The 22404-nt window shown below is 73.3% G+C and carries 23 protein-coding genes; 7 read left to right on the forward strand and 16 right to left on the reverse strand.

The window, feature by feature from the left end; translation table 11 throughout:
* Nucleotides 1-130: 130 nt before the first annotated feature.
* Nucleotides 131-490 (reverse strand): hypothetical protein, encoded by a 360-nt coding sequence (locus tag ACZ407_RS05220; RefSeq protein WP_468125635.1) that lies wholly within the window; start codon nucleotides 488-490, stop codon nucleotides 131-133.
* A 478-nt stretch (nucleotides 491-968) separates the two neighbouring features.
* On the opposite strand from ACZ407_RS05220, the gene ACZ407_RS05225 reads away from it, so the two are divergent.
* Nucleotides 969-1307 (forward strand): MerR family transcriptional regulator, encoded by a 339-nt coding sequence (locus ACZ407_RS05225; RefSeq protein WP_468125636.1) that lies wholly within the window; start codon nucleotides 969-971, stop codon nucleotides 1305-1307.
* A gap of 58 nt (nucleotides 1308-1365) precedes the next feature.
* Here ACZ407_RS05225 and ACZ407_RS05230 read toward each other — a convergent pair whose 3' ends face one another.
* The 10 genes from ACZ407_RS05230 to ACZ407_RS05275 form a co-directional block, all read right to left on the reverse strand.
* Nucleotides 1366-1560: an antitoxin gene (locus ACZ407_RS05230; RefSeq protein WP_468125638.1), complete on the reverse strand. Its 195-nt coding sequence runs from the start codon at nucleotides 1558-1560 to the stop codon at nucleotides 1366-1368.
* 100 nt (nucleotides 1561-1660) lie between these two features.
* On the reverse strand, nucleotides 1661-2299 hold the full coding sequence (locus tag ACZ407_RS05235) for a hypothetical protein (RefSeq protein ID WP_468125639.1): 639 nt from the start codon (nucleotides 2297-2299) through the stop codon (nucleotides 1661-1663).
* A complete protein-coding gene (locus tag ACZ407_RS05240) occupies nucleotides 2296-3546 on the reverse strand; it encodes an MAB_1171c family putative transporter (RefSeq protein WP_468125641.1) in 1251 nt (416 codons plus the stop codon). Before ACZ407_RS05240 ends, ACZ407_RS05235 begins: the two co-directional genes overlap by 4 nt.
* An 82-nt stretch (nucleotides 3547-3628) precedes the next feature.
* Nucleotides 3629-4195: a toxin gene (locus tag ACZ407_RS05245; protein WP_468125642.1), complete on the reverse strand. Its 567-nt coding sequence runs from the start codon at nucleotides 4193-4195 to the stop codon at nucleotides 3629-3631.
* A 154-nt stretch (nucleotides 4196-4349) separates the two neighbouring features.
* Complete coding sequence (locus ACZ407_RS05250; RefSeq protein WP_468125644.1) at nucleotides 4350-4805, reverse strand: hypothetical protein; 456 nt, start codon at nucleotides 4803-4805, stop codon at nucleotides 4350-4352.
* Nucleotides 4806-5119: 314 nt separating this feature from the next.
* A complete protein-coding gene (locus ACZ407_RS05255; RefSeq protein ID WP_468125646.1) occupies nucleotides 5120-6520 on the reverse strand; it encodes an MFS transporter in 1401 nt (466 codons plus the stop codon).
* The gene (locus ACZ407_RS05260; protein ID WP_468125647.1) at nucleotides 6517-8445 is read right to left on the reverse strand and encodes a carbamoyltransferase C-terminal domain-containing protein; all 1929 of its coding nucleotides are present in this window, start codon (nucleotides 8443-8445) and stop codon (nucleotides 6517-6519) included. Before ACZ407_RS05260 ends, ACZ407_RS05255 begins: the two co-directional genes overlap by 4 nt.
* Nucleotides 8442-9167: a hypothetical protein gene (locus ACZ407_RS05265; protein WP_468125649.1), complete on the reverse strand. Its 726-nt coding sequence runs from the start codon at nucleotides 9165-9167 to the stop codon at nucleotides 8442-8444. Before ACZ407_RS05265 ends, ACZ407_RS05260 begins: the two co-directional genes overlap by 4 nt.
* Nucleotides 9167-9880, reverse strand: coding sequence for a hypothetical protein (locus tag ACZ407_RS05270; RefSeq protein WP_468125651.1), 714 nt, complete (start codon nucleotides 9878-9880; stop codon nucleotides 9167-9169). Before ACZ407_RS05270 ends, ACZ407_RS05265 begins: the two co-directional genes overlap by 1 nt.
* A 32-nt stretch (nucleotides 9881-9912) precedes the next feature.
* Nucleotides 9913-10221 (reverse strand): hypothetical protein, encoded by a 309-nt coding sequence (locus ACZ407_RS05275; protein ID WP_468125653.1) that lies wholly within the window; start codon nucleotides 10219-10221, stop codon nucleotides 9913-9915.
* 76 nt (nucleotides 10222-10297) lie between these two features.
* Here ACZ407_RS05275 and ACZ407_RS05280 point away from each other — a divergent pair, with 76 nt between their 5' ends.
* Nucleotides 10298-10831, forward strand: a complete 534-nt coding sequence (locus tag ACZ407_RS05280; RefSeq protein ID WP_468125654.1) for a GNAT family N-acetyltransferase — start codon at nucleotides 10298-10300, stop codon at nucleotides 10829-10831.
* Nucleotides 10832-10993: 162 nt separating this feature from the next.
* Here the strand turns inward: ACZ407_RS05280 and ACZ407_RS05285 are convergent, their stop codons facing one another.
* On the reverse strand, nucleotides 10994-12424 hold the full coding sequence (locus ACZ407_RS05285; RefSeq protein WP_468125655.1) for a hypothetical protein: 1431 nt from the start codon (nucleotides 12422-12424) through the stop codon (nucleotides 10994-10996).
* Nucleotides 12425-12797: 373 nt separating this feature from the next.
* Here ACZ407_RS05285 and ACZ407_RS05290 point away from each other — a divergent pair, with 373 nt between their 5' ends.
* Nucleotides 12798-14453: a GMC oxidoreductase gene (locus tag ACZ407_RS05290; protein WP_468125656.1), complete on the forward strand. Its 1656-nt coding sequence runs from the start codon at nucleotides 12798-12800 to the stop codon at nucleotides 14451-14453.
* Nucleotides 14454-14546: 93 nt separating this feature from the next.
* Here ACZ407_RS05290 and ACZ407_RS05295 read toward each other — a convergent pair whose 3' ends face one another.
* Both ACZ407_RS05295 and ACZ407_RS05300 read right to left on the reverse strand, forming a co-directional pair.
* Complete coding sequence (locus ACZ407_RS05295) at nucleotides 14547-15026, reverse strand: carboxymuconolactone decarboxylase family protein (protein ID WP_468125657.1); 480 nt, start codon at nucleotides 15024-15026, stop codon at nucleotides 14547-14549.
* Nucleotides 15026-16108, reverse strand: a complete 1083-nt coding sequence (locus tag ACZ407_RS05300; RefSeq protein WP_468125659.1) for an NAD(P)H-dependent amine dehydrogenase family protein — start codon at nucleotides 16106-16108, stop codon at nucleotides 15026-15028. Before ACZ407_RS05300 ends, ACZ407_RS05295 begins: the two co-directional genes overlap by 1 nt.
* A 138-nt stretch (nucleotides 16109-16246) precedes the next feature.
* On the opposite strand from ACZ407_RS05300, the gene ACZ407_RS05305 reads away from it, so the two are divergent.
* Both ACZ407_RS05305 and ACZ407_RS05310 read left to right on the forward strand, forming a co-directional pair.
* Nucleotides 16247-16483 carry a hypothetical protein gene (locus ACZ407_RS05305; RefSeq protein ID WP_468125661.1) on the forward strand — a complete coding sequence of 79 codons (237 nt, stop codon included), beginning with the start codon at nucleotides 16247-16249 and terminating at the stop codon, nucleotides 16481-16483.
* Between the two features lie 184 nt (nucleotides 16484-16667).
* A complete protein-coding gene (locus ACZ407_RS05310; protein ID WP_468125663.1) occupies nucleotides 16668-18155 on the forward strand; it encodes an SPFH domain-containing protein in 1488 nt (495 codons plus the stop codon).
* 46 nt (nucleotides 18156-18201) lie between these two features.
* Here ACZ407_RS05310 and ACZ407_RS05315 read toward each other — a convergent pair whose 3' ends face one another.
* Complete coding sequence (locus ACZ407_RS05315; protein ID WP_468125664.1) at nucleotides 18202-19206, reverse strand: alpha/beta hydrolase family protein; 1005 nt, start codon at nucleotides 19204-19206, stop codon at nucleotides 18202-18204.
* Nucleotides 19207-19363: 157 nt separating this feature from the next.
* Here ACZ407_RS05315 and ACZ407_RS05320 point away from each other — a divergent pair, with 157 nt between their 5' ends.
* Both ACZ407_RS05320 and ACZ407_RS05325 read left to right on the forward strand, forming a co-directional pair.
* Nucleotides 19364-19984, forward strand: coding sequence for a GNAT family N-acetyltransferase (locus tag ACZ407_RS05320; protein WP_468125665.1), 621 nt, complete (start codon nucleotides 19364-19366; stop codon nucleotides 19982-19984).
* Nucleotides 19981-20874 carry a PaaX family transcriptional regulator C-terminal domain-containing protein gene (locus tag ACZ407_RS05325; RefSeq protein ID WP_468125667.1) on the forward strand — a complete coding sequence of 298 codons (894 nt, stop codon included), beginning with the start codon at nucleotides 19981-19983 and terminating at the stop codon, nucleotides 20872-20874. The genes ACZ407_RS05320 and ACZ407_RS05325 overlap by 4 nt, the downstream gene beginning before the upstream one ends.
* Nucleotides 20875-20947: 73 nt before the next feature.
* Here ACZ407_RS05325 and ACZ407_RS05330 read toward each other — a convergent pair whose 3' ends face one another.
* Nucleotides 20948-22357: a multidrug effflux MFS transporter gene (locus tag ACZ407_RS05330; RefSeq protein ID WP_468125668.1), complete on the reverse strand. Its 1410-nt coding sequence runs from the start codon at nucleotides 22355-22357 to the stop codon at nucleotides 20948-20950.
* Nucleotides 22358-22404 lie beyond the last annotated feature (47 nt).

The raw sequence follows: 22404 nt of genomic DNA on the forward strand, positions 1-22404 counted from the left end.
GCCTCTCCCTCCCCCCCCCCCTCTTCTCCCCCCGTTTCCTCTTTGGATGAAGAAACCCCCCCCCCCCCCCCCCCCTCCCCCCCGGGTCCCTTCCCTGCATAGACGGAGGGCTGCTGTTCGTCAGACGGGGTCAGTGGTCGGAATACCTGACATCGCCCATGGTCCAGGCGCTGATGTCCGCGATCGAGACGCGGTACATCCCGCCCGTCTCCGGGATCCCCACCGTGCCCTGGAGGATCCGCGCCAGGTGGAAGTGCAGGTGCGTGGGCGGGCCTTCCTTCGGCGCCGCGGCCGCGAAGACGGCGGAGAACTCGGCCAGCCGGTCGGAGTCCGCCAAGACCTCCGAGACCCGCTGCCGCCACACCGCTTCGGGTGCCAGCCGACCTGTGATGACAGCGCCCCCGGTCACGACGGTCAGGGACATCTGGTTGCTCTGCCCGGACTCCACCAGCCTGGCGACGTCAACGAGCAGCTCGTCAATCTTCGACATGGAACCCGATCCTACGGGGCACCCCACCCCGTCCAGGCCACTACCCCAACACCCGGGACACAAAAATCTATGCTCGCCGCAGTAGATATCGGGGTGCGGTTGAGGTATGTTTTCTTTCGTAACCAGCAGAGACCTCAGGGCCGGCAGAGACGAACTGCCGGCGCGCTGCACACGCAGGTGCAGTGAGCAGGACGCAAGGCAAGAAGTTGATCAGCGAGGAAGGAACGGAGGAACACGGCGCCATCAGGATCGCCCGGACGGAAGTCTCGAGTCCGGGTACCGCGGGACATCGATAGCGAGGTGGTCTTCGGTCAAGCAACTGCGATCCCCGCACCGACGGCAGCCACCGGGCCGGGTGTGCGGACACAGGAGGCCGGCGCTTCATCAGGGCCGGCAGGTGGTGTAGTAGTTCCTTCAGGGCCCTGGTGCCAGTACTGGCACCAGGGCCCCTCTATGCGTTTTTCACGGAGAGGTGCACATGACAGCAGGCGACTCGTACGACCGTCTCGACGACGACGACTACCCCGCGTACACCATGGGCCGAGCCGCCGAGATGATCGGCACCACCCAGGGCTTCCTCCGTGCCATCGGCGAGGCCCGCCTGATCACTCCGCTGCGTTCCGAGGGCGGCCACCGCCGCTACTCCCGCTACCAGCTCCGCATCGCCGCCCGTGCCCGCGAACTCGTCGACCAGGGCACCCCGATCGAGGCCGCCTGCCGCATCATCATCCTCGAGGACCAGCTCGAGGAGGCCCAGCGCATCAACGCCGAGTACCGCCGCGCCGCCGAATCCGGCACGCCCCCGAAGCAGGCTTGAGGCGCCTGCGAAGACCCAGGTCGGGGACCTGGGCCTTCGGTGACTGCCGGGTCTGGGTTCAGGTCTGCGGCGGGTTCTCCTGGGGGCGGTCGGTGCCCAGTTGTTCGTTCAGCTTCTGCTGGGCCATGTCGACCTGGCTCTGGTACTTGTTGCCGGTTCTTGCGTCGAAGGCGTCGCCGGCCTTTTCGACGCCCTGCCGGGCGGTTTCCTCGTGGCCCTTCAGCATGCCCCTGAGCTTGTCCAGCATCGACATGTCTTCCTCCTAGCGCCTGCCGGCACGCCCGGCATGCAGTCGGCACACCCAGCATCCGCGCATTCGGCGGAAGCCGCACCCCGGGGCCGGGCGCGGCCGGTCAGGCGAAGAGGAAGGCGGCGGCCGTCGCCGCGCCGAGGGAGGCGCCGGCGACGGTCTGGGCCACCGTGTGGTACGAGAGCGCGACGCGGGACCAGCACACCGCGATCGTGAGGGCGTACGCGAGGAGCCACCACGGGGAGTGCACCGCGGCCAGCAGGGCCACCACCGCCGAGGCCACGGCGGAGTCCACCGAGATCTTCCAGACGGTGTTCACCGCGAGCAGCCCGACGGTCATCACCCACAGGCCGAGCATCGCGACCAGGATGGCCGTGGGGGCCCCGCCGAGGAGCATGACCAGGGAGCCGGTGCCGATGGAGCCGAGGATGACGAAGAAGATCGGCGCCCGCTGGGTGCGGTCGACGACGTGGCGGTCGCCCCAGGTGCCCCGCTTGCGCTCCCATTCGATGTAGCCGGCCGGGATCAGGCCGGCGCACAGGGCGCCCAGCAGGCCCCACAGCAGGCCGGTCCAGTGGCCGGCCGCGGCCAGGCCGATGCCGAGCATGCCCGCGAGCAGGACGTTGCGGGGCTGGAGGACGTCGGTGACGCGGCGGGCCGCGTCCTCGGTGCGGCCGGTGCGGTTGCCGGGCTCGGTGCGGTCGGCGCTGCCGGTACGGACGGTGGGCTCGGGGCGGGTCATGCGGTGGGCTCCAGGCAGGATCGGAGGACGGCGCGCGTCCGCTCTTCCGGGATGTGCTTGTAGGCGGCGGCGACCCGGACCAGCCAGGCCACCTCGCCGTCCTGGTCGGTGGCGTGCTTGGTCTCGAAGGCGGCGGCCTTCCCGGCGGGCGCGCCCCCGGCCTTGGCGGCCAGGGCGGCCTTGATCCAGTGGGCGTCGGCCAGCGAGCCGGCCCGCGCCGGGTCCGCGCCGTCGGCCGCGGCGGCCTCCTTGGCGGCGTCGAGCAGGCTGTCGGGCACGTAGTGGCGGAGCTTCTCGACGGCGTCGGCGATGTCCGCCGCCCAGCGGTCCACGCGCAGGTCCGCAGGGGTGTCGAAACGGGTCAGCTCGCGGCCGAGGGAGGCCGGCGGGGCGAAGGGCTGGTCGGGGAAGGCGGTCATCAGCTCCCGCCACAGCGGGTGCAGGGCCACCTGGGCCCGCCACAGCCGGGCCCGCCGCCAGCCCTTGCTGAAGGCGGGGATGGAGGCGCCGACGGCGAAGAAGGCGAACAGGACCACCTGGGCCGCCTCGGTCACCTGGTCGAAGGCGAGGGCGAAGCCCTCGCTCGGCTGGTCCACCACGCTGATCCACAGGAACAGGGTCCGGCTGAGGGTGTAGCCGACGCCGATGAACATCGCGAACGTCATCATGCCGAGGCCGACCCGGAGGTGCAGCAGCTTGGAGTCGGCCGTGGCCAGGGCCCACTGGTAGGCGCTGACGGCGGAGGCGGCGCCCAAGTACAGGTAGAACACGCTCATGTAGAGGGTGGCGCCCCATTGGCCCGCGTGTTCGGCGACGAACCGGTCCGCCGGGACCGAGCGGTCCACGACCGTGAAGAAGAGCACGGTCAGCAGGACGAGGGTGACCACGGAGGCCTTCGCGGCCACCTGCTGCACGAGCCGGGCGAAGCGGACGTGGCGGGGGACGGTACCGCCCTCGGGGTAGTGGCCGTAGATCGCGACGATGTAGCTGAGGATCGCCAGGATGGCGATGGTGGACGTGTAGTGCTTGATCAGCACGGCGAGGTCCACGACGGGGCTGTTGTTGAGCCCGATGCGGACCACCCGGGTCTTGGTCCACAGGGCGGCGGCGAAGCCCGCGTAGCAGCCCCACAGCGCCCGCCGGCGCTTGTCCTCCTCGTCGCCCCAGAGTGCGGCCGGCATGCGCCACAGGGCGACGGCAGTCATCAGACCGGCTATGAGGTAGCCGGCGAGGTCGAGCGCGGTCACGTGAGTTCCTCGGGGTGTGCTGGGCGGGGGTGCCGGGCGGCCGTGGGAACGACTGTGCCATGGGCCCGCGGCCGACGGCCGGTCAGGTGCGCCACGGGCCGCGGAAGAAGCCGCTCCGGAACAGTCCGCGTCGCTGGTGGGCCACCGGCCGGGAGAGCGAGTTGGCCAGCCGTCCGACCATGTCGTCGCTGGTCACGTCCCTGGCCATGCGCGGGATCAGGGAGGCCCCGAACTCGGCGACCCGCTCGTCGTGGGTGTCGTACTGGGCGCGGGCCTGGACGGTGTCGGAGGAGAGCACCCGCTTGATCAGCGAGGTGTCGAACACCGGGAGCAGCAGCCTGAGTTGGTCGGCGTCGAGGCTGGTGCCGTGGTCGAACCACTCGTGGCAGAGTTCGTGCAGGATCACGTGCTGGGTCTGGTACGCGGTGGGGCGCCGCCGGTAGAGCACGTAGCTGGTGTCGCCGGACTTCAACCGCAGGCCGCAGGCGGCGTTGACGCGCGCCAGCCGCTCGGGCAGCTCCTGGAGGACGATGGTCCGGCCGCGGGCCGCCTCCATGTTCGCGACCAGGCCCTCGATGGTGAACGGGGCCGGTATGGGAAGGCCGGCGAGCCCGGCTTCGCACTCTTTGCGCAGTTCACGCAGGGACATGGAGGCCTCTTGGTCGTCGTCACGCGTGTGGCATGCGGTCGGCGATTTTAGCCAACCCCGCAGGCGCGCACCCAGCCGCATCCCGCGATCCACAGGTTCGAAGCCCCCTCGGCGCCGCGCTAGCCCGCCGGTTCGCCGCCTCCTCGGCGCCGCGCTAGCCCGCCGGCTCGCCGCCCTCCGCCTCGTCCGGCTGCTGCCGCGCCTTGGTGTCCGCCAGCAGTGAGAGGGCGAACTCGAGGAGTTCGGCGGGCAGTCCGTCGTCGTCCACGCCGCGCCCGGCCAGTCCGCTGATCTCGCCGGTGCGCCGCTTGGCGAGGAAGCGGAGACCGGCGACCACGTCGCCGACCACTTCCGACTCCTCCTTGAAGAACCGCCAGTCCACGCCGAAGCCCAGCCCGAGGGCCTTGAGGATCTCCTCGGAGGGCTGGGTGACCTTCCCGGCCAGGATGTTGGAGAAGTAGCTGTGGGAGAGGGAGCCGCCGCGCTCCTTGACCAGCTCGGCGAAGGTCCGCCCGGACACCTTCTGGCCCGGGAAGGTCTTCTCCAGCATGTACTCGACCTTCTGCTGCAACGACCGCAGTTCGGGCACGTGTTCTTCGCCGATGTCCATCCGGTTACCTACGTTCGCATCGTGCACCGGCGCAAGTGCCCCGGGCTTGCGTAAACACTCTACGTCACTGTTAACTGCAAAAAACACGGTCAGGGGACCACGAGGGGAGTCCCCTGCCCGTGTGGCACGCCGTGCGCCGGCGCCGCCGCCCCGGTGGCGCCGGCCAATGGGTATAGCCCTTCGCGACGGGGGATGCACGAAGGGCTATACCGAGCAGTATGCCAGTCGGTCAGGGGCCGTTCCACAGCGCGGTCCTGACGTTCCGTCGGCTCCTCCGGGTCCCGCGACCCGGTCCGGGCGGCGCGGAACCCGCCTTACGCGGCCTCCCGTACCGGCCGGGACAGGACCAGCGCAGCGGGCAGGAGCATCAGCAGGCCGACGGCGAACAGGGTGTGCGCGGGGCTGAGGAACAGCCCGGCCAGCCCGCCGAGGGCGAAGCCGACCGGCACGGCCGTCAGATTGGCCGCCCGGTACGCGGCGGTCGCGATGGCCCGGTCCTCCTGGGCGATCGCCCGGGCCCGGAAGGTCTGGACGCGGACGAGCACCACCCCGGAGCAGAACTCGTCGATGACGAACCCGGCGAGGACGAGGACCAGCCCCGCCACCCCGCCCACGTACACCCCGAGACCCAGCAGCGCGTACGAGGCCACCGCCCCGCAGCCGAAGACGGCCGTGCCCAGGCCGGTGCGGAGCCGGGCCGGCAGCCGCTCGGCGAGGGAGGCCCCGAGGGCGGCGAACAGCACCACGCAGGTCCTGATCACCCCGTAGCCGGCCGCGGTCACCGGGGTCTGGTCCAGGAGCGCGATGAGCAGCAGGGCCTCGATCATGCACTGGCCGAGGTTGTACGCCACCGCCCACACGGTCAGGATCCGCAGCGGTGGCGTGGCCAGGTTGAGCCGCAGCCCCCGGCGCAGGGTGGTGCGCCCGGTGGGGGCGGCCGGGCGCTCCGACCCGCTCCCGTCCGCACCATCCGCACCGTCCGCACCGTCCGCACCCGCCTGCGCCACGGGCTCCCCGCCCGCTGCGGGGACGCGCATGCGGGGGATCCGCACCAGCAGGGCGCAGGCGCACAGGGCCAGTGCGGCCGCCGCGCCGAAGGCCGGGGCGACCCCGAGCAGGCCGAGTCCCACGCCGGTGAGGAAGGGCGCGAGCCCGTCGGCGGCGGATTCCGCGATGCTCAGCCGGGCGTAGATCCGGGGCAGGGCGGAGTCCGGGAACACGGCCGGGACCAGCACCTGGGTCGCCACGGAGGTCAGGACGGATCCGCAGGCCAAGGCGATGTTCGCGAGCCCGAAGACGGCCAGTCCCCAGCCCGGCCCGGCCGCGAGGGCCAGCGCCGACAGCAGGAAGGCGAGCACCCGCAGCAGCTCCGAGCCGAGCATGACCGTCCGCTGGTCGTACCGCTCGACGGCGAGCGCGGCGGCCTTGGCCAGCAGCACCTGGGGGGCGAAGCGGCAGATGCCCAGGGCGGCGATGACGAGCGAGCTCGCGCCGAGGGTGGACACGGCCACGAACGGCACGGCGAACTCGACGGCGGCGATCGCGAAGAAGGAGAGGAAGTTCGCGACCGGCAGCGCGGTCCACAGTGCGGCCTCCGGCCGGGGCCCGGATCCCGCGGGCCCGGATCCCGCGGCCGCCGCCCCCGCGGGCGCCGGGCCCGCCGGGGCGGTGTCCGCCCGCGCCGACTCCACCGGAGCCGGTGCCGTGGCCGTCACCGGTCCGCCTCGACCAGCAGCCCCGCGTTCAGGCAGTCCAGGACCAGCCGGGAGCTGCCGTCCGCGAGCACCCGCTCCTGCTCGCACAGGTCCAGGAACAGCCGGCGGTCCACGGGGCTGGACGCGGTCGTGCTGCTCAGCACGTACCGCGCCGAGTCGCCCGAACCGAAGGCCGCCATGACGACCGACTCCGGACGCCGTACCCGCAGCGGGCCGGACTCGGGGGTGGCGAGCAGCCCCTCGTCGCCGAGCAGGTAGTCCACCACCGGGTGCCGGACGAACTCCAGCACCTCGACGGCCGAGTCGATGATCGGCTGCCCCGGCCCGTTGAGCGAGGTGTTGATGAGGACCGGCGGCAGGCCGAGCTCCGCGATGGCGGTGAGCAGGGCGTGGATCTCCGGGTTGTAGTCCGGGGTCACGGTCTGCACGCGGGCGGTGCCGTCCGCGTGCAGCGCCTCCGCCAGCAGCTCGCGGTACTCCTCGCGCACCTCGAAGTTGAAGTTCATGAACGGGGACTCGGCCGGACCGCGGAAGTACGTGTCCAGGTCCTCGGCGCGCACGATGGGCGCGACCGGACGCCAGCCCTGCCGCTGCTTGAGCCGGTTCAGCTTCGCCCGGGCGTCGGTGCAGGCGACCGGGTGGCAGATCAGCGAGCGGTTGCCGAGGGCCCGCGGGCCGAACTCGGCGCGCCCCGCGAACCGGGCCACCACCGCACCCCCGGCGATGATCCGGGCCGCGGCGCGGGTCAGGTCCTCCCCGTCCCCGAGGGGCACGGGGGCGAAGCCGTACTCCGCCGCCAGCTCGGGGGTGACGGGCTCCGCGTGCCGTCCCAGGAAGTCGTTGCGGATCCGCTCGGTGACCACGGGTCCGGACTGCGTGCGCGCCCAGCCCAGGTACGCGGCGCCGACGGAGATCCCGGCGTCGTGCGGGCAGGAGGGCACGTACGTGTCCCGCACGCCGGGCAGGGCGGCGATCGCGCTGTTCGCCGTGAGGTTGAGGAAGACCCCGCCCGCGCAGCACAGGTCCGGGATCCCCGCGAGGTCCACGGCGCGCTGCGCGTGGTGCAGGAGCAGCCGGGTGAAGGCGTCCTGGACGGCCGCGGCCAGGTCGGCCGAGTCCTCCGGGGCCCGGGCCCCGCCCTCCAGCAGCTGCCAGCCGTTCTTCAGCCGGGGGGTCTCCTCGTCGGTGACGATGTCGGTGCCCGTCAGCCGGACCGGTCCGGCCGGGGGCAGCCCGGCCAGCGCCATGAGCTGGCCGTGGGCGTGCTCGGCCCGGAAGACGTACCGGGAGACGTTGTCGAAGAGGCCGGCCTCGCTCTGCACGAAGACGTCCGGCTGGTTGTGCGGCTTGCTGTACGCCCGGTCGAGCAGCGTGAACGCGCCGTCCGCGAACCGGTAGACCGACCGCATCTCGGTGAGCACGGACCCGCCGTCCCGGCCGGCGGCCGTGTCCCCGTCCCCGTCCGCGTCCGCGTAGTAGCGGGCGTGGAACTCGGCGAAGGGCTCGTAGAAGTCCTTGCCGTCCCAGGAGGTGGTGCCGGCGCTGTCCGACACCAGCACGGCCGCCGCCCGCAGCCCCGAGGGGTAGACGGCGGAGGCGGCGTGCGCCAGGTGGTGGGAGACGACGTGGTGCCGCGGGTCGAAGGGGTCGAAGGCCGCGAAGGAGGGGGCGTACAGCGGTCGCTGGAGGCCCACCCCGGAGGGGCCGGCCGCCTGGAAGGAGCTCACGATGACGTCGACCTCGTCGATCGTGGTCCCGGCGAGGCGCAGGGCCTCTTCGATCGGCAGCCGGTCGGAGAGGAACTCCTGCCCGTCGTACTTGCGGCGGGTCACGCGCTCCTGCTGGACGGCCGACAGGAGCCGGCCGTCGCGGACGACCGAGCACGAGGACTCGTGCCCGCAGTGGATTCCCAGGACGGTGGTCACCTTCGGTAGTTCTCCAGAGGCGCGCCCTCGGGCATGAACCCGAAGGTCAGGATGGTGACGCGCTCGCCTTCCACGATCGGCGTCCGGCTGTGGGCCTGCGTGCCCGCGAGGAAGATGACGACCTCGCCGGGAGAGAGCTGGAGCCGCTCCTCCGTACCGTCGGGGTAGTGCATGTAGAGGGCCGAGGGCTCCTCCACCCCGTCGGGGATCTCGTGCTCCAGCATCATCAGCACGTTCAGCGAGAAGATGTCCGTGTCGATGTGCGGGATGATGCCCTGCCCCGCGTCGCGGTAGAACAGGTAGCTCGCGATGCCGGTGGCCTCGGCCTTCGGGACCACGGAGGCCACGAGCGCGGCCAGCTCCGGGCTGGTGGCGATGCGGTCGGCGACCGTGCCGCCGCAGCCGAGGTAGTGCTCGTCGAAGGGCACGGCGCTCTCGCCGACCTGGTCCTTCTCCGCGAGGAACGCGGCGAGCAGCTCGTCGGTGAGGAAGTCCGGGCGGCCGCGGTACTGGAGGCCGCGCGGGTCGGCGACCTCGTACGGGCAGAGGATCTCCAGGGCCTCGGAGACCGCGCGCCGGCTGGTCTCGGAGCCGGGGTCCTTGTCGGGCACCAGCTGCCCGGCCGACAGGCCGAGGATCAGCTTCAGGTTGGCCTGCTCGGCCGGGGTCAGCGTCCCGTGCAGCTCGGCCAGCCGACGGCCCATGGTGAGGGTGTTCGTCATCACGCATTTCCGATCGTGCGGTAGCCGAACGACACCAGCCGGATCGCTTCGCCCGCGACGGTGCGGGTGCGCTGGTGGGTGACGCTGTCGGCGAAGAAGACAAGGGATTCGCCCGGGGCGAGGTGGACGCGGATCGCGTCCTGCTCCGGCGGGTACAGGATGAGTTCGGAGGTCCGCTCGTCCGGGTTGTGCTCCAGCATCGTGAGGACGTTGAGGGAGAACTCGTCCTTGTCCACGTGCGGGTCGATGCCGAGGCCCGGCTCGTCGTAGTAGAGGTAGTTCGCCTTGTACGTGGGCAGGACGGGTCCGACCTGGGACACCAGGAAGTCGTTGACCTGCGTGGACAGGGCGAGTTCGCGGGCGAGGGGGGCGCCGGAGGCCACGTAGTGGTCGTGGAAGCGTTCGGCGCGCCCGCGGTGGCGGCGGGACTCCTCGTCGAGGGCGGCGATGTCCGCGTCGGAGAAGAACGGTCCGCGGCCCAGGAAGACCACTCCGGTGGAGAACTCGGGCCGTTCGTCGCCGTGCAGGCGGGGCAGCGAGAGCTGGGCGGTGGCGAGCGCCGCCTCCCGGAGCTGCTCCGGCACGGCCTGAGCATGGCCGCTGAGGAGTCCCCCAGCCGCCATGCTCAGGAGGAACTTGAGGTTCTCCCGCTCAGCGGCGGTGAGTTCCGTTGACAGGTGCGACAGCCGGTCCACCAGCGTCAGCTGTTCCATTGCGGGATCCTCTCGTTCCGTGGGTCAGGCCGTCACTCGCTGAAGCCGAGGGTGTCCGGCAGGTTCAGCAGCTCCATGCGGATGGCCGGGGTCGCGGCCGCGGAGATCGGCTTGGAGAAGATGTAGTCCGCCTCGGCGTTGATGTCCTGGAGCTCCTTCAGGTGGAGGCTGGACGAGGTGACGATGCTGCTGAGCACGGCCTGCTCGTCCTGGTTGAGCGTGGCCTTCAGGGCGGCCAGCTTCTCGGTGAGCGACGGCAGCGCGGCCTCCAGGGCGGCGGCGTCCAGCTCGGCGTCGAGCAGCGGGTCGGCGAGGAACAGGTCGGCGGTGTTGACGGTCATGAGAGCCTCCTCTTTGCGGCCGGTCGGGGTTCCGTCCGACCGCGGTCGATTCCTTCTCGCGAACTACTGTTCGCGGGTGACTTCATTTCCTCAGTGGCCGCTCGCGGATCAATTGACCACCCCTCGACTCCTCCTGGAGCCGCTCCGCGCCGAGCACGCGCAGGAGGCCTTCCCGGTCTTCGACGACGCCCGGCTGCACACGTGGACCGGCGGGGAACCCGCCACCCCCGACGAGCTCGCGGCCCGGTACGCCCGCCAGTCCGCGGGCCGTTCCCCGGACGGCAGCCAGGGCTGGCTGAACTGGCTGCTGCGCCGCACGGAGGACGGCCGGCTCGTCGGCACGGTGCAGGCGACCGTGTACGCGACGGAGGGGGGCGGGCTCGAAGCCTCGCTGGCCTGGGTGGTGGGCGTGGAGCACCAGGGCCGGGGCTACGCCCGCGAGGGGGCCGCGGCCATGGCCGACTGGCTGCGCGGGCGGGGGGTGGCCTCGCTGGCCGCCTACGTCCACCCCGAGCACGAGGCCTCGGCGGCCGTGGCCCGCGCCCTCGGCCTGAAGGCCTCCGGCACGCTGGTGGACGGCGAGACCCGTTGGAGCACGGACGGGCTCTGACGTACGAAGACGCCCCGCCGGCCGGTCGGAACCGGCGGGCGGGGCGCTTCGGCGTACGGGGGCCTGCGTACGGGGTGCTGCGCGGCGGTCAGGCGGCGCGGCTCAGGCCGCGCGGCGGTCAGGCGGCGCGGCGGTCAGGCGGCGCGGCTCAGGCGGCGCGGCTCAGGCGGCGCGGCGGAACTTGCCTTCGGCCAGGGGCCATTCGCGGTTCAGCGAGCCCAGCGGGATGCGCTTCTCGAAGACCGGGGTGCCGAAGATCTTCAGGTGGAAGCTGAGGTACCCGGCGAGGTCGAAGCCGCCGTGGAGGGACCAGGAGCCGGTCGCCTCGGCGGCGCCGTCCGAGGAGCCGGAGGCCGCGAGCCCGGCCTCGCCGCGTACGTACGGGGCGAAGTCGGCGGTGAGGCCGGCCGTGCCGTAGAGCCCGACCGAGGCCTCGGTGCCGAGCGCGGCCCGGGCCCGGCCGGAGGCGGTGACCGCGGCCGTCACGGGGGTGCCCGTCACCTCGGAGGTGCTGACCGGTGACCAGCCCCGGCCGAACGCGTAGCTGCCCCCGACCCGGAACCCGCCCTCGACCCGCTGGGTGACGTCGAGCGCGATGCGGCCGTCGGCCTGGACCTGGAGGTAGACGGTCAGGTCGAGGTTGACGACCACGGGCACCGGTCCGACCTGGATGACCGGGTCGGCGTGCAGCCGGGCGAAGGGGATGCGCTTCGACGCCTGGGCGGCCAGCCGGCCCCTCAGGGCCCACTGCGCGGACCAGTCCCCGCTCAGGCCGAGGAACGCGGCCCCCGGCCCCGCCTTCCCGGACCGTCCGTCGTACGAGAACTCCACCTCGGGGGCGAGCTGTACGAAGCCCGACGCGGAGGCGGCGGCGGAGACGGGGGCGTCCTGCGGGGTCTCGATCCCGGTCTCCACGTCGAGGCGCAGCCGCCCGGCGGGGACCTTCACGCCGTTGGGGCCGAAGTGGACCCCGTCCGGCTTGGTCCAGGAGAACTTCACCCCGTCCAGCAGCGGGACGACCTCGACGGTGGACGGGTCCACCGGGACGCGTCCTTCGGCCTTGTCCTCGGCGAGGACCTGGCCGAGGGTGGCGGGGCGGGTGGCGACCTCGGTGCCCCCGTCGGTGGCGCGGACCACCTCGGTGACCTCGGCGAGCAGGCCGTCGGGGGCGCCGGGTGCGGGGGCGCTGGCGATGATGTCGCCCGGCTTCGGATCCGCGGCGGCGCCGCCCCCGGCGACCTCGGGGCCGTCCTTGGGTGCCGAACCGGCCTTCTGCGTACGGGATATGACGGCGTGGCGGGTCTTCTTGTCGTAGGCGGCGACCTTCAGCGGGCTGCGCCGGGCGGCCGGGTGCCCGGCGGCGGCCGGACGGGCCACGGCGGCGGGAGTGTCCCGCGGGGCCGCCCGTACGGCGAGCTCCCCGCCCTGTGTGTCCGACGCGGCCGGCAGGGCGGCCGGGGTGGCGGACGCGGCCGCCGCGGGGGCGGGCGCGGCGGCCGCGGTGTCGGGGCCCGCGGCTGCGGAGCAGCCGGTGGCGGCGAGGGCGAGCGAGGTCAGTGCGGGGACCAGGATCTTCCTGGTGAGCTTGCGCACGGGGGTGTCCTCCGGCGTTGTGCACGAACGTTGGGGGGTGGCTGCGGTCACCGGCGGCACGGGACGGCCCATCGGACGGCCGATCGGACGGCCCATCGGGACGGCCCCTCGGACTCACCCACCGGACTCACCCACCGGACTCACCCGCCTGGCTCGCCCGTCGGGCCTACCCGCCGGTAACGGCTGCCCGATCATGGCATGCCCGCCGCCCCATCCCCTCGCGGTTGAGCCGGAGTTGAGGATCCGCCCGCCAGATCCGGCCACCCCTGTCAATGCCCGCACCCTGGCCGGAAGTTACCCGTGCGCGTGGCGTGACTTCGCATGGTCTGCGCAGTAGAACTCGTTCCTCTTCCTTCGAGGTGAGGAAATCCCCATGCACACACTTCCCCCACAACCCCAAGGAAATCCCGGACTCTCCCGCCGCGGATTCATCACAGGAACAGGTTCCATTCTCGCCGCGGCCGCCCTCGGCGGCCAGGCCTACGCCGCGTCCGCCCCCACGCTCGCCGGCACCCCTCTCGCCACCGCCCCCGTCGAAAACGGCGCCCGGATCCCCGCCCTGGTCATCGGCTCCGGCTACGGCGGCTCCGTGGCCGCCCTGCGGCTCGCCCAGGCCGGCATCGACGTGCACGTGATCGAGATGGGCATGGCCTGGGACACCCCCGGCAGCGACGGCAAGATCTTCGCCAACACCACCAGCCCCGACTACCGGTCGTACTGGCTGCGCACCCGCACCAAGGCCCCGCTGAGCAACTTCCTCGGCTTCCCCATCGACAAGGACGTCCCGAAGTACACCGGCATCCTCGACGCCGAGGACATGGGCGGGATCATCGTCTACCAGGGCCGCGGAGTGGGCGGCGGCTCCCTGGTCAACGGCGGGATGGCGGTCACCCCCCGCCGGGAGAACTTCGCCGCCGTCCTCCCCACCGTCGACGCGGACGAGATGTACGCGACGTACTACCCGCGCGCCAACGCCGGCCTCGGCGTGGCCACCATCGACCCCGCGTGGTTCGAGACCGCCGCCTGCTACCAGTACGCCCGGGTCGGCCGGAAGCACGCCCAGCGCTCCGGCTTCCCGTTCGTCTTCGTCCCCGACGTCTACGACTGGGAGTACATGAAGGCGGAGGCCACCGGCACCGTTCCGAAGTCGGCGCTCGACGGCGAGATCCTCTACGGCAACAACCACGGCAAGAAGTCCCTCCAGAAGACCTACCTCGCCGAGGCCGCCGCCACCGGCCGGGTCGCCGTCTCCCCGCTCCACCGGGTCACCTCGGTCAGCCCCGCCGCCGGCGGCGGCTACACCGTCGCCATCGAGCAGATCGGCACCTCCGGCCAGGTGCTCGCGGCGAAGGCGGTCACGGCCGGCAAGGTGTTCTTCGCCGCCGGCAGTGTGGGCACCAGCAAGCTCCTGGTGCGGCTGAAGGCCACCGGCGCCCTGCCCGCCCTCAACTCCGAGATCGGCAAGGGCTGGGGGGACAACGGCAACGTCATGTGCGGCCGCGCCAACCACATGTGGGACCCCACCGGCAAGGTGCAGGCCTCCATCCCCACCGGCGGCATCGACAACTGGGCCGCCGGCGGGGCCTTCGCCGAGGTGGCCCCGCTCCCCACCGGCATCGAGACGTACGCCTCCTTCTACCTCTCCATCACGAAGAACCCGCACCGCGCGGAGTTCTCGTGGAACCCCGCCACAAGCCGGGTCGAGCTCAACTGGCAGACCGCTTGGAAGCAGCCCTCGATCGACATGGCGCGCACCATCTTCGACAAGATCAACGCCAAGGAGGGGACGATCTACCGCAGCGACCTCTTCGGCACCGACAAGGTGTGGGGCGACCACCTGACCTACCACCCGCTCGGCGGCGCGGTGCTGGGCAGGGCGACCGACAACCACGGGCGCCTGCACGGCCACCCGGGCCTGTACGTGATCGACGGGGCGCTGATCCCCGGCAACACCAGCGTGAACCCGTTCGTCACGATCACGGCCCTCGCCGAACGGAACATCGAGCACATCATCGCCGCCGACTTCTAGGGCGGGACGGCGGAGGGCGGGCGCCGGCACCCGGCACCCGCCCTCCGCCCGTACGCCCGGCACCCGGCGCCCGTACGGTCAGTGCCCGTACGGTCAGTGCCCCGGCAGTACGCACACCGCGTCGAGCCCCAGGACCCGGTTGAGCCGCCCGAAGGCCAGCCAGGAGCCGATGCTCATGGTCAGCTCCACGATCTCGGCCTGGCTGTAGCAGGCGGTCATCCGCGCCCAGAAGCCCTCGTCCAGCCCGTGGTGGTCGAGCGCGTACCGCTCCGCGTACTCGGCGGCCAGGCGGGTGCGCTCGTCGAAGGCCTCCGTGGTCCGCCACTCCTCCACCGCCCCGGCGAACTCCTCCTCGACCTTCTCCCCGTCCCGGTCGGTGCGCCAGTCCAGGCAGAACAGGCAGCCGTTGATCTGCGCGATGCGCAGCCGGGCGGCCTCGAACTCCCGCAGCCCCAGGGTGGTGTGGGCGTACACGGACAGGGAGAAATTGGAGGCGGCCATGCCGATCTCGGGGACCAGCTCGCCCCACACGTACTCGATGGGGTGCTTGCCTTCGGGGATCTCGATGTTCATCAGGGCCGCTTCCTTCCGAGTCTGCCGGCTGCGGGGCGCAGGGGGACGTCGAGTGCGTCGTAGAGTCCGGGCGGGGCGGCCGCCAGCCAGTCGATCGCGCCGACCAGCCGGCCGACGGCGGTGGCGTTGCCGCCCGCGGAGCGGTTCTCGTCCTCGTCGGAGGCCTCGACCGTGACCTCGATCCGGGGGCGGCCCTCGACGATCACCCGGTGGGCCCCGTCCCCGCCGCCGGGCGGCACCGGCCAGTCCGGGGCGCAGTCCTTGTGGATGCGGGTGACGTGCTCGACGACCAGCCGCGGCTCGCCCTCGACGATCCCCTGCACCTCGAAGCGCACCGCCCCCTGGGTGCCGGCCGCGAACGCGCCCATGGTGCGGGTGGTCACGTCGGCGTCGAGGGCCCGCCGGTCGAGGGTCTCCCGTATCTCGTCCAGCTCCACGCCCAGGGCCCGGGCCATCAGGCGCAGTTGGCCGCCCCAGACCATGGTGGGGACGGAGGGCAGCAGCATGGGCGGCTCGTAGTCCATGGGTTGGCCCATGCCGACCAGGTGGCGGACGGAGTCCTCCTGCTCGTACGTGGAGTAGTCGAAGATCTCCTGGCAGCGGATGGCGTCGACGGTGCTGCCCAGCCCGCTGACCAGCAGCGGCAGCAGGTCGTTGGCCCAGCCCGGGTCCACTCCGGAGACGAAGAGCGAGCCGCCGCCCTCGGCGATCGCGTCGAGCACGGGCCCGCGCAGCTCGGGCGGGGCGCTGCGCTGGTCGTAGAAGGCGTACAGGGCGGGGGTGACCACCACGGCACCGGCCCGGAGCGCCCGGACGACATCGGCCTGGGCCTCGTCGGGGCGGATGTCTCCGGAGGCCGCGTAGACGACGGCCCGCGGCCGGGCGGCGAGCACGGCCTCGATGTCGTCGGTGGCGGTGACGCCCAACGTGCTGTCGAGCCCGGCGAGTTCGCCCGCGTCGCGGCCGACCTTCCCGGGGCTGTGGACGAGGACGGACGTGAGGTTCAGGTCCGGATGGGCCTCGACGGCTCGGATCGCGGCGCGGCCCACGTTGCCGGTACCCCAGACAACCGTGGAAATCATGCGCGGAGGGTAGCGAGCGGGGGGCGAGGTTCCCAGACCCGTGCCGCAGATATCTGATGCTGCGTCAGTTGTGGTCGGGGGTGCCGGGGCGGGCGGGATCCGCGGCGGTTCGCGCACTGCGGCGGCTACCCTCGCCGCATGACCGATGGCAGCGGGGCGGGGGCCGGCGACGTGGTGGGGCGGACCGGGCGGGTGACCGGCCCGGTGGGGCCGGGCCTGGTCGGGGAGGTCATGCTCGCGGTGCGCGGGGGCTCCGAGGCCTTCCTCGCGTACGCGGCCGTGCCGGGCGAGCGCTTCGAGACCGGGACGGTGGTCACGGTCGTCGAGTACATGCCCCCGCGGACGGTGTACGTGGCGGCGGCGTACGGGCCCTGAGGCGCGGCGGCCGGGCAGGGTCTCTGAGGCGCCGCGGCGGACGGGCGGACCCGCGCCGCCGGGGCGTCCGCGTCCTTCCGTATCAAGATGGCGACAAGATCGGACCGGGACCTTTCCGGACGGCCGGAGCCGGGCGCAGACTCCCCCTCGTCGGTGCCGGACGGCGCCGCACTTAAGGGGGCGAATGCCGATGGTCGTCGGCGTCGTGGCGGGAGCGTGTCTCGCCGGAATCGCGGTACTGGTCGGCCTGTTCAAGCTGATGTGGCGGGTGGCCGAACCCAACGAGGCGCTGGTCATCTCCGGCTCCACGCACAAGACCGAGGGTCTGGGCGAGGGCATGGGGTTCCGCATCGTCACCGGGCGGGGCACCCTGGTCGTACCGGGCGTGCAGGCCGTGCGGAAACTGTCGCTGGACCTGAACGAGACCCAGCTGTCGGTGGAGTGCGTGACCCAGCAGGGCATCCCGCTCAAGGTGCGGGGCGTGGTCATCTTCAAGGTGGGCGACGACTACGTCTCGATCGCCAACGCGGCCCGCCGCTTCCTCGACCAGCAGAAGCTGATGCCGGAGCGGGTGCACATCGTGTTCGCGGGCCACCTGCGCTCCATCGTCGGCGGGCTGACCGTCGAGGACATGATCCGCGACCGCGAGAAGCTGACCGGTCAGGCCCGGGCGGCCTGCGGTACGGAGATGGAGAAGCTGGGCCTGATCGTGGACTCCCTCCAGATCCACGAGATCGAGGACCCGACCGGCTACATCAAGAACCTCGCGGCCCCGCACGCGGCGGCCGTCCAGCGGGACGCCCGCATCGCGCAGGCGGAGGCGAACCGGCTGGCCACGGAGGCCGAGCAGACCGCCCTGGCCCGGATGGCGGAGGCCACCCGCGACAGCGAGATCCTCCAGGCCGGCTACCAGGCCGAACGCGACAAGGCGGCCGCCACGGCCCGGCAGGCCGGCCCGCTGTCGGAGGCGGCGGCCCGGCAGGAGGTCGTGGTCCAGGAGACCCGGGTGGCCGAGCTGGAAGCGCACCGGCGCGAGCAGCAGCTCCAGGCGGACGTACGGAAGCCCGCCGACGCCAAGGCGTACGAGAAGCGCACCCTCGCCGAGGCCGAACGCGACGCCCGGATCTCGGCCGCCCAGGCCAAGGCGAAGGAGACCGAGCTCGCCGCGGCGGCCGAGGCCACCCGCGTGAAGACCGCCGCGGCCGCCGAGGCCCAGGCCACCGAGGCCCGCGGGGTCGCGGCCGCGACGGCCACCCGCGCGACCGGCGAGGCGGAGGCCGCGGCCACCGAGGCGAAGGGCCTCGCCGTGGCGGCCGCCGCCAAGGCGAAGGGGCTCGCCGAGGCCGAAGCGATCAAGGCGCGGGCCGCGGCCCTCGCCGAGAACCAGGAGGCGGTGGTCGCCCAGCAGCTCGCCGAGAACTGGCCGAAGATCGTCGAGGCGGGGGCGGGGGCCTTCGGGAACGTCGAGCACATGGTGCTGCTGAACGGGGCCGAGGGCATGTCGGAGATGTTCGCGAAGGCGCTGACCATGGGCGGGACCGGGCTGGGCCTGGCCCGCCGCCTCCTGTCCGACCTGAACGGCCCGACGGCGACCGGGGCCTCCCCGGCCCCGGCCCCGGCCGCGGCGGCCGAGATCCCGGCCCAGCCGATTCCGGTGACGGACGAGCCCTGACCGGCGGCGGAGCCCCTCCGGGGGCTCCGCCCCCGGACCCCCCGCCTCAAACGCCGGCGGGGTTCGATCGGGGCTGGGGGAGGAAGGCTGCCTGGTCGGACAGGTAGCCGTCTGCGTACAGCGCGCGGGGGGCGAAGACCGCCGTGAGAAAGGCGCGCACGGGCGAGTCCTCCACCGCCTTCGGAACGATCCCGTGCGTGGCCTCCGGGTAGTGGACCACCCGCAGCACCCCCGCCGGCAGCAGCCTCCGGTACACCGCCTCCGTCTCCCGTACGTCCACGTTCACGTCGTGCCCGCCGAGCACCAGCAGCACCGGCACGTTCTTCGGCATCGCCCGCAGATCGGCGCTCGCGTCGGAGCGGAAGTTCTTCCCGATGAAGCGCCACCGGTCGGGCGTGATGTCCTCGCCGTCGTACGGGGCACCCCGGCGCAGCAGGTCGAGCCGGTGCTCGCGGGCGGCGAGGGCCGCGCGGACCTCGGCCGGGCCGGCGCCGGCCGCCGCGAGTTCGGCGAGGGTGTTGTAACGGCCCTGGCGCAGCCAGTTGACGGCCGGTGAGACGGCGATGACGAACCGGATCCCGGGCGTGCGCGCGACCACCTTCGGCAGCACCCAGCCCGCCTGGCTCACCCCCCACAGCCCGATCCGGCCGGGGTCCACCTCCGCCCGGGTACGGGCCCAGGCGATCGCGGCGGAGGTCTCGGCGGCCCGGTCGGCCATGCTCTGGTGCAGCCAGTTTCCGGGCGCGCCGGCCACCCCCGGCTTGCTCCAGGACAGCGAGGCGTAGCCCGCCTTGGCGAAGGCCTCCCACAGCGGGCGGTAGTAGCCGTCGTGCGTGGCGTCCACGGGGCCGTCCCCGTGCACGAAGACCACCAGCCCGAGCGGCCCGGTCCGCCCGGCCGCCCCGCCGCGGCCCTCCGGCAGCGCGAGCACCGCGTCCAGCGGGGCCGCGCCCGGCACCGGCACGGTGACCCGTTGCTCCCGGATCTCGTAGGTGTTCTGCCAGACGGCCACCCCGGTCAGCGCGAGGGCCGCCAGCAGGGCACCGAGCACGCTCCAGAGGGTGGCCCGCACCCACCGGGGCACGGGCCGGACCGGCGGCCGCGCCCTCCGTACGCGGCCCAGCGCGGGAAGTCGCCGCCCATGCATTTCATCCCCCAAACGATCGTTTCCATTCCGAACGCAATATGAACGTACTACAGTCCTTCCCATGGAGCTACGACGCGAAGTACCCGCAGGCGGCGAGGCCCGGGTCGCCGAGCTGTACTGGGAGGCCTTCGGGCGGAAGTTGGGCGCGGCCCTCGGCCCGGCCCCGGCAGGGCGCGCGTTCATCGCCGCCCACCTGCACCGGGACCGGGCCGTCACGGCCGTGGACCGGGACGGCCGGATCGTGGGCGTCGCCGGCTACCGCCTGGGCGGCCGCGGCCTCACCGGTGGCACGGCCGGGGACGTGCTGCGCGCGTACGGCGCCCTGCGCGGCCTGGTCCGGCTGCCGCTGCTCGCCCTGCTGGAGCGCCGGCCGGCCGCCGGGCAGCTGGTGATGGACGGCATCGCCGTGGACGCGGAGCACCGGGGCCGGGGCATCGGGGCCCGGCTGCTCGCCGAGATCGACGCCGTGGCCGCCGCGCACGGCTGCACCGAGGTGCGGTTGGACGTCATCGACGTCAACCCACGGGCCCGCGCCCTCTACGAACGACAGGGGTTCAAGGCCGTGAAGACCGAACCGACCCCGTGGCTGCGCACGCTGATGGGCTTCGGCGCGGTCACCACCATGCACCGTGCCGTCCGCCCCGCATTCGGGGCGCCCGGGGCAGCCGGGGGCGCCGCATGACCGCCGCGGAGACCGGGATCCCCACCCGGCTGCTGGTGCACGCCCTGGTCCGCGAGGACGGCACGGTCGCCGCCGAGGAGCTCTACCCCGTCGCCGGGGCCCTGGGCATGACGGACCAGCAGGTCCGGCTGTGCGTACGGCGGCTGGTTGCGGAAGGCCGGTTCGTCCAGGAGGGGCGGGGCCGCAAGGCGGTGCTGCGGGCCGCCGCCGAGGCGGCCGGGGAGCTGGCCGCCAACGTCGATTACGTGCGCCTCGCCTACCGCCAGGACCGCGGCGAGGCTCCCTGGGACGGGAACTGGCAGCTGATCGCCTTCGCCGTCCCGGAGGCGCAGCGGTCGGCGCGGGACGCACTGCGCGAGACGGTGACCCGGCTCGGCGCCGCCGCCGTACAGGGCGGGCTGTACGCGAGCCCGCACGCGATCGGGGGTGCGGTGGAGGAGGCCGCCCGGCGGCTGGGCGTGCGGGCCGCCCTCACCGTGCTCAGCAGCCGCGACCTGCGCGTGGGCGGGGCGGAGTCGCCGGTCGCGGTGGCGGAGGCGCTGTGGCCGCTGGCCGAGATCGCGGGGCGGTACGAGGAGGTGGGCGCGCTCGCCGAAGAAGTACTGGCGGGGTCCCCGTCCGGGTCGGGGTCCGGGTCTGCGTCTCCTTCCGGTGACGGGACCGGGGCACTCGTGCAGGCCGTGTCGCTGGCGGCGGCCTTCAGCCGGGCCATGGAGCCGGATCCGCTGCTGCCGCCGGAGCTGCTGCCCCCGGCGTGGGCCGGGTCTCGGGCCCGGGCCCTGGCCGCCCGGGCCTGGACCCGGCTCCTGGAAGCGGAACCGGCGGGCCGGCCCCGCCTGCGCCTGTTCCGCGCATACGCCGAAACGATCGCCGAGGCCTCCCACCCCTGACCTCCGCCAGGGCCCCGCCAGTCAGAACGCCCCTTTTCCCCCGCCCGGCTGCGAACCGCGGACGGGGGCGCAGTCAAGCCCCGCCGTCGGTCGAGACGCGGCGGTCCGGGGCCGGAGCACCCGTAGTCGCCCGGCGGGACAGGGTGAGGTGGGCCGTGAGCGCGAGCGCGGAGGACGTGGCGATGACCGCGGCCATCGGAAGCGCCGAGACCGCGCCCGCCAGACCGGCCAGCGGGGCCGCCAGGCCCCCCATCGCGTAGGAGCACAGGCCGAGCAGTGCAGACGCGGTGCCCGCCGTACGGGGGCGCCCCTCCAGCGCGAGGGCCGCCGTGTTCGGGGCGGTCAGGCCGATGCTGGAGACGACCAGGAGCAGGCCGGCGAGCAGCCCGGGCAGGCCGAGGCCGGCCAGGGCCGAGACGAGGACCAGGGCCGCCCCGGCCGCGTGCAGGGCCACCCCCCAGCCGACCAGGCGCCGCATCGGGACCCGCCGTACCAGCCGGCCGCCGATCTGCCCGGTCAGCACCAGCCCGAGCGAGTTCGCACCGAACACCAGGCTGAACTGCTGCGCGGACAGCCCGTGCACCTCCTGGAGGACGAACGGCGAGCCCGCTATGTACGCCATCAGCCCGGCGAAGCCGAAGCCCGAGGTCAGGGCGGGTCCCATGAAGCGCCGTTCGCGCAGCAGCGACCCGAACTCGCGGACGGTCCGCCCGGGCCCGCCGCCGTCCCGGCGCCCGGCCGGCAGGGTCTCGCGCAGGACGGCCGCGGCCCCGGCGAGGATGGCCGTGCCGGTCAGCGCCAGGACGAGGAACACCCCGCGCCAGTCGGTGAGCCGGAGGAGCTGGCCGCCCGCCAGCGGGGCGAGGATGGGCGCGGTGCCGTTGACCACCATCAGCAGGGAGAAGACGCGCGCGGCCGCGGGCCCCTCGTACAGGTCGGAGACCACCGCCCGGGCGATGACGATGCCGAAGCCGCCCGCGAGGCCCTGGATCAGCCGGAGGCCGGTGAGGGCGGGGGCGCCGGGTGCGAGGGCGCACAGCACGGAGGCGGCCGCGTACCCGGCCAGGCCCCACAGCAGCGGCCGGCGCCGGCCCCAGCGGTCGGCCATGGGGCCGGCGACGAGCTGGCCGAGGGCGAGGCCGATCAGGCAGGCGGTGAGCGTGAGCTGCGCGTCCGCCGCCCCCACGTGCAGGTCCCCGGCCAGCTGCGGCAGTCCCGGCAGGTACATGTCCAGGCTCAGCGGGCCGAAGGCGGACAGGGCGCCGAGCACGAGCACGAGCCGCAGCGCGGGCCGCGGGGCGGCCGCCGAGGCGGACGGGGCGGCCGCGGCACCAGAGCCGACGGAACCGGCGGCGGGGGAACCCGCAGCGACGGACGCAGTGGCAAGGGAAGCAGTGGCGACGGAAGCAGTGGGCGGAGGAGGGGTGGCGGCAGGGCCGGCGGGGCTGCCGGGGTTCCGGCGGGCGCGGGCGGAGTAGCTCATACGGGTGAGAATACCTGCCTAAGCAGGTATCCAACCAGACGCGGAAC

This window comes from Streptomyces sp. NPDC030809, from assembly GCF_055572195.1.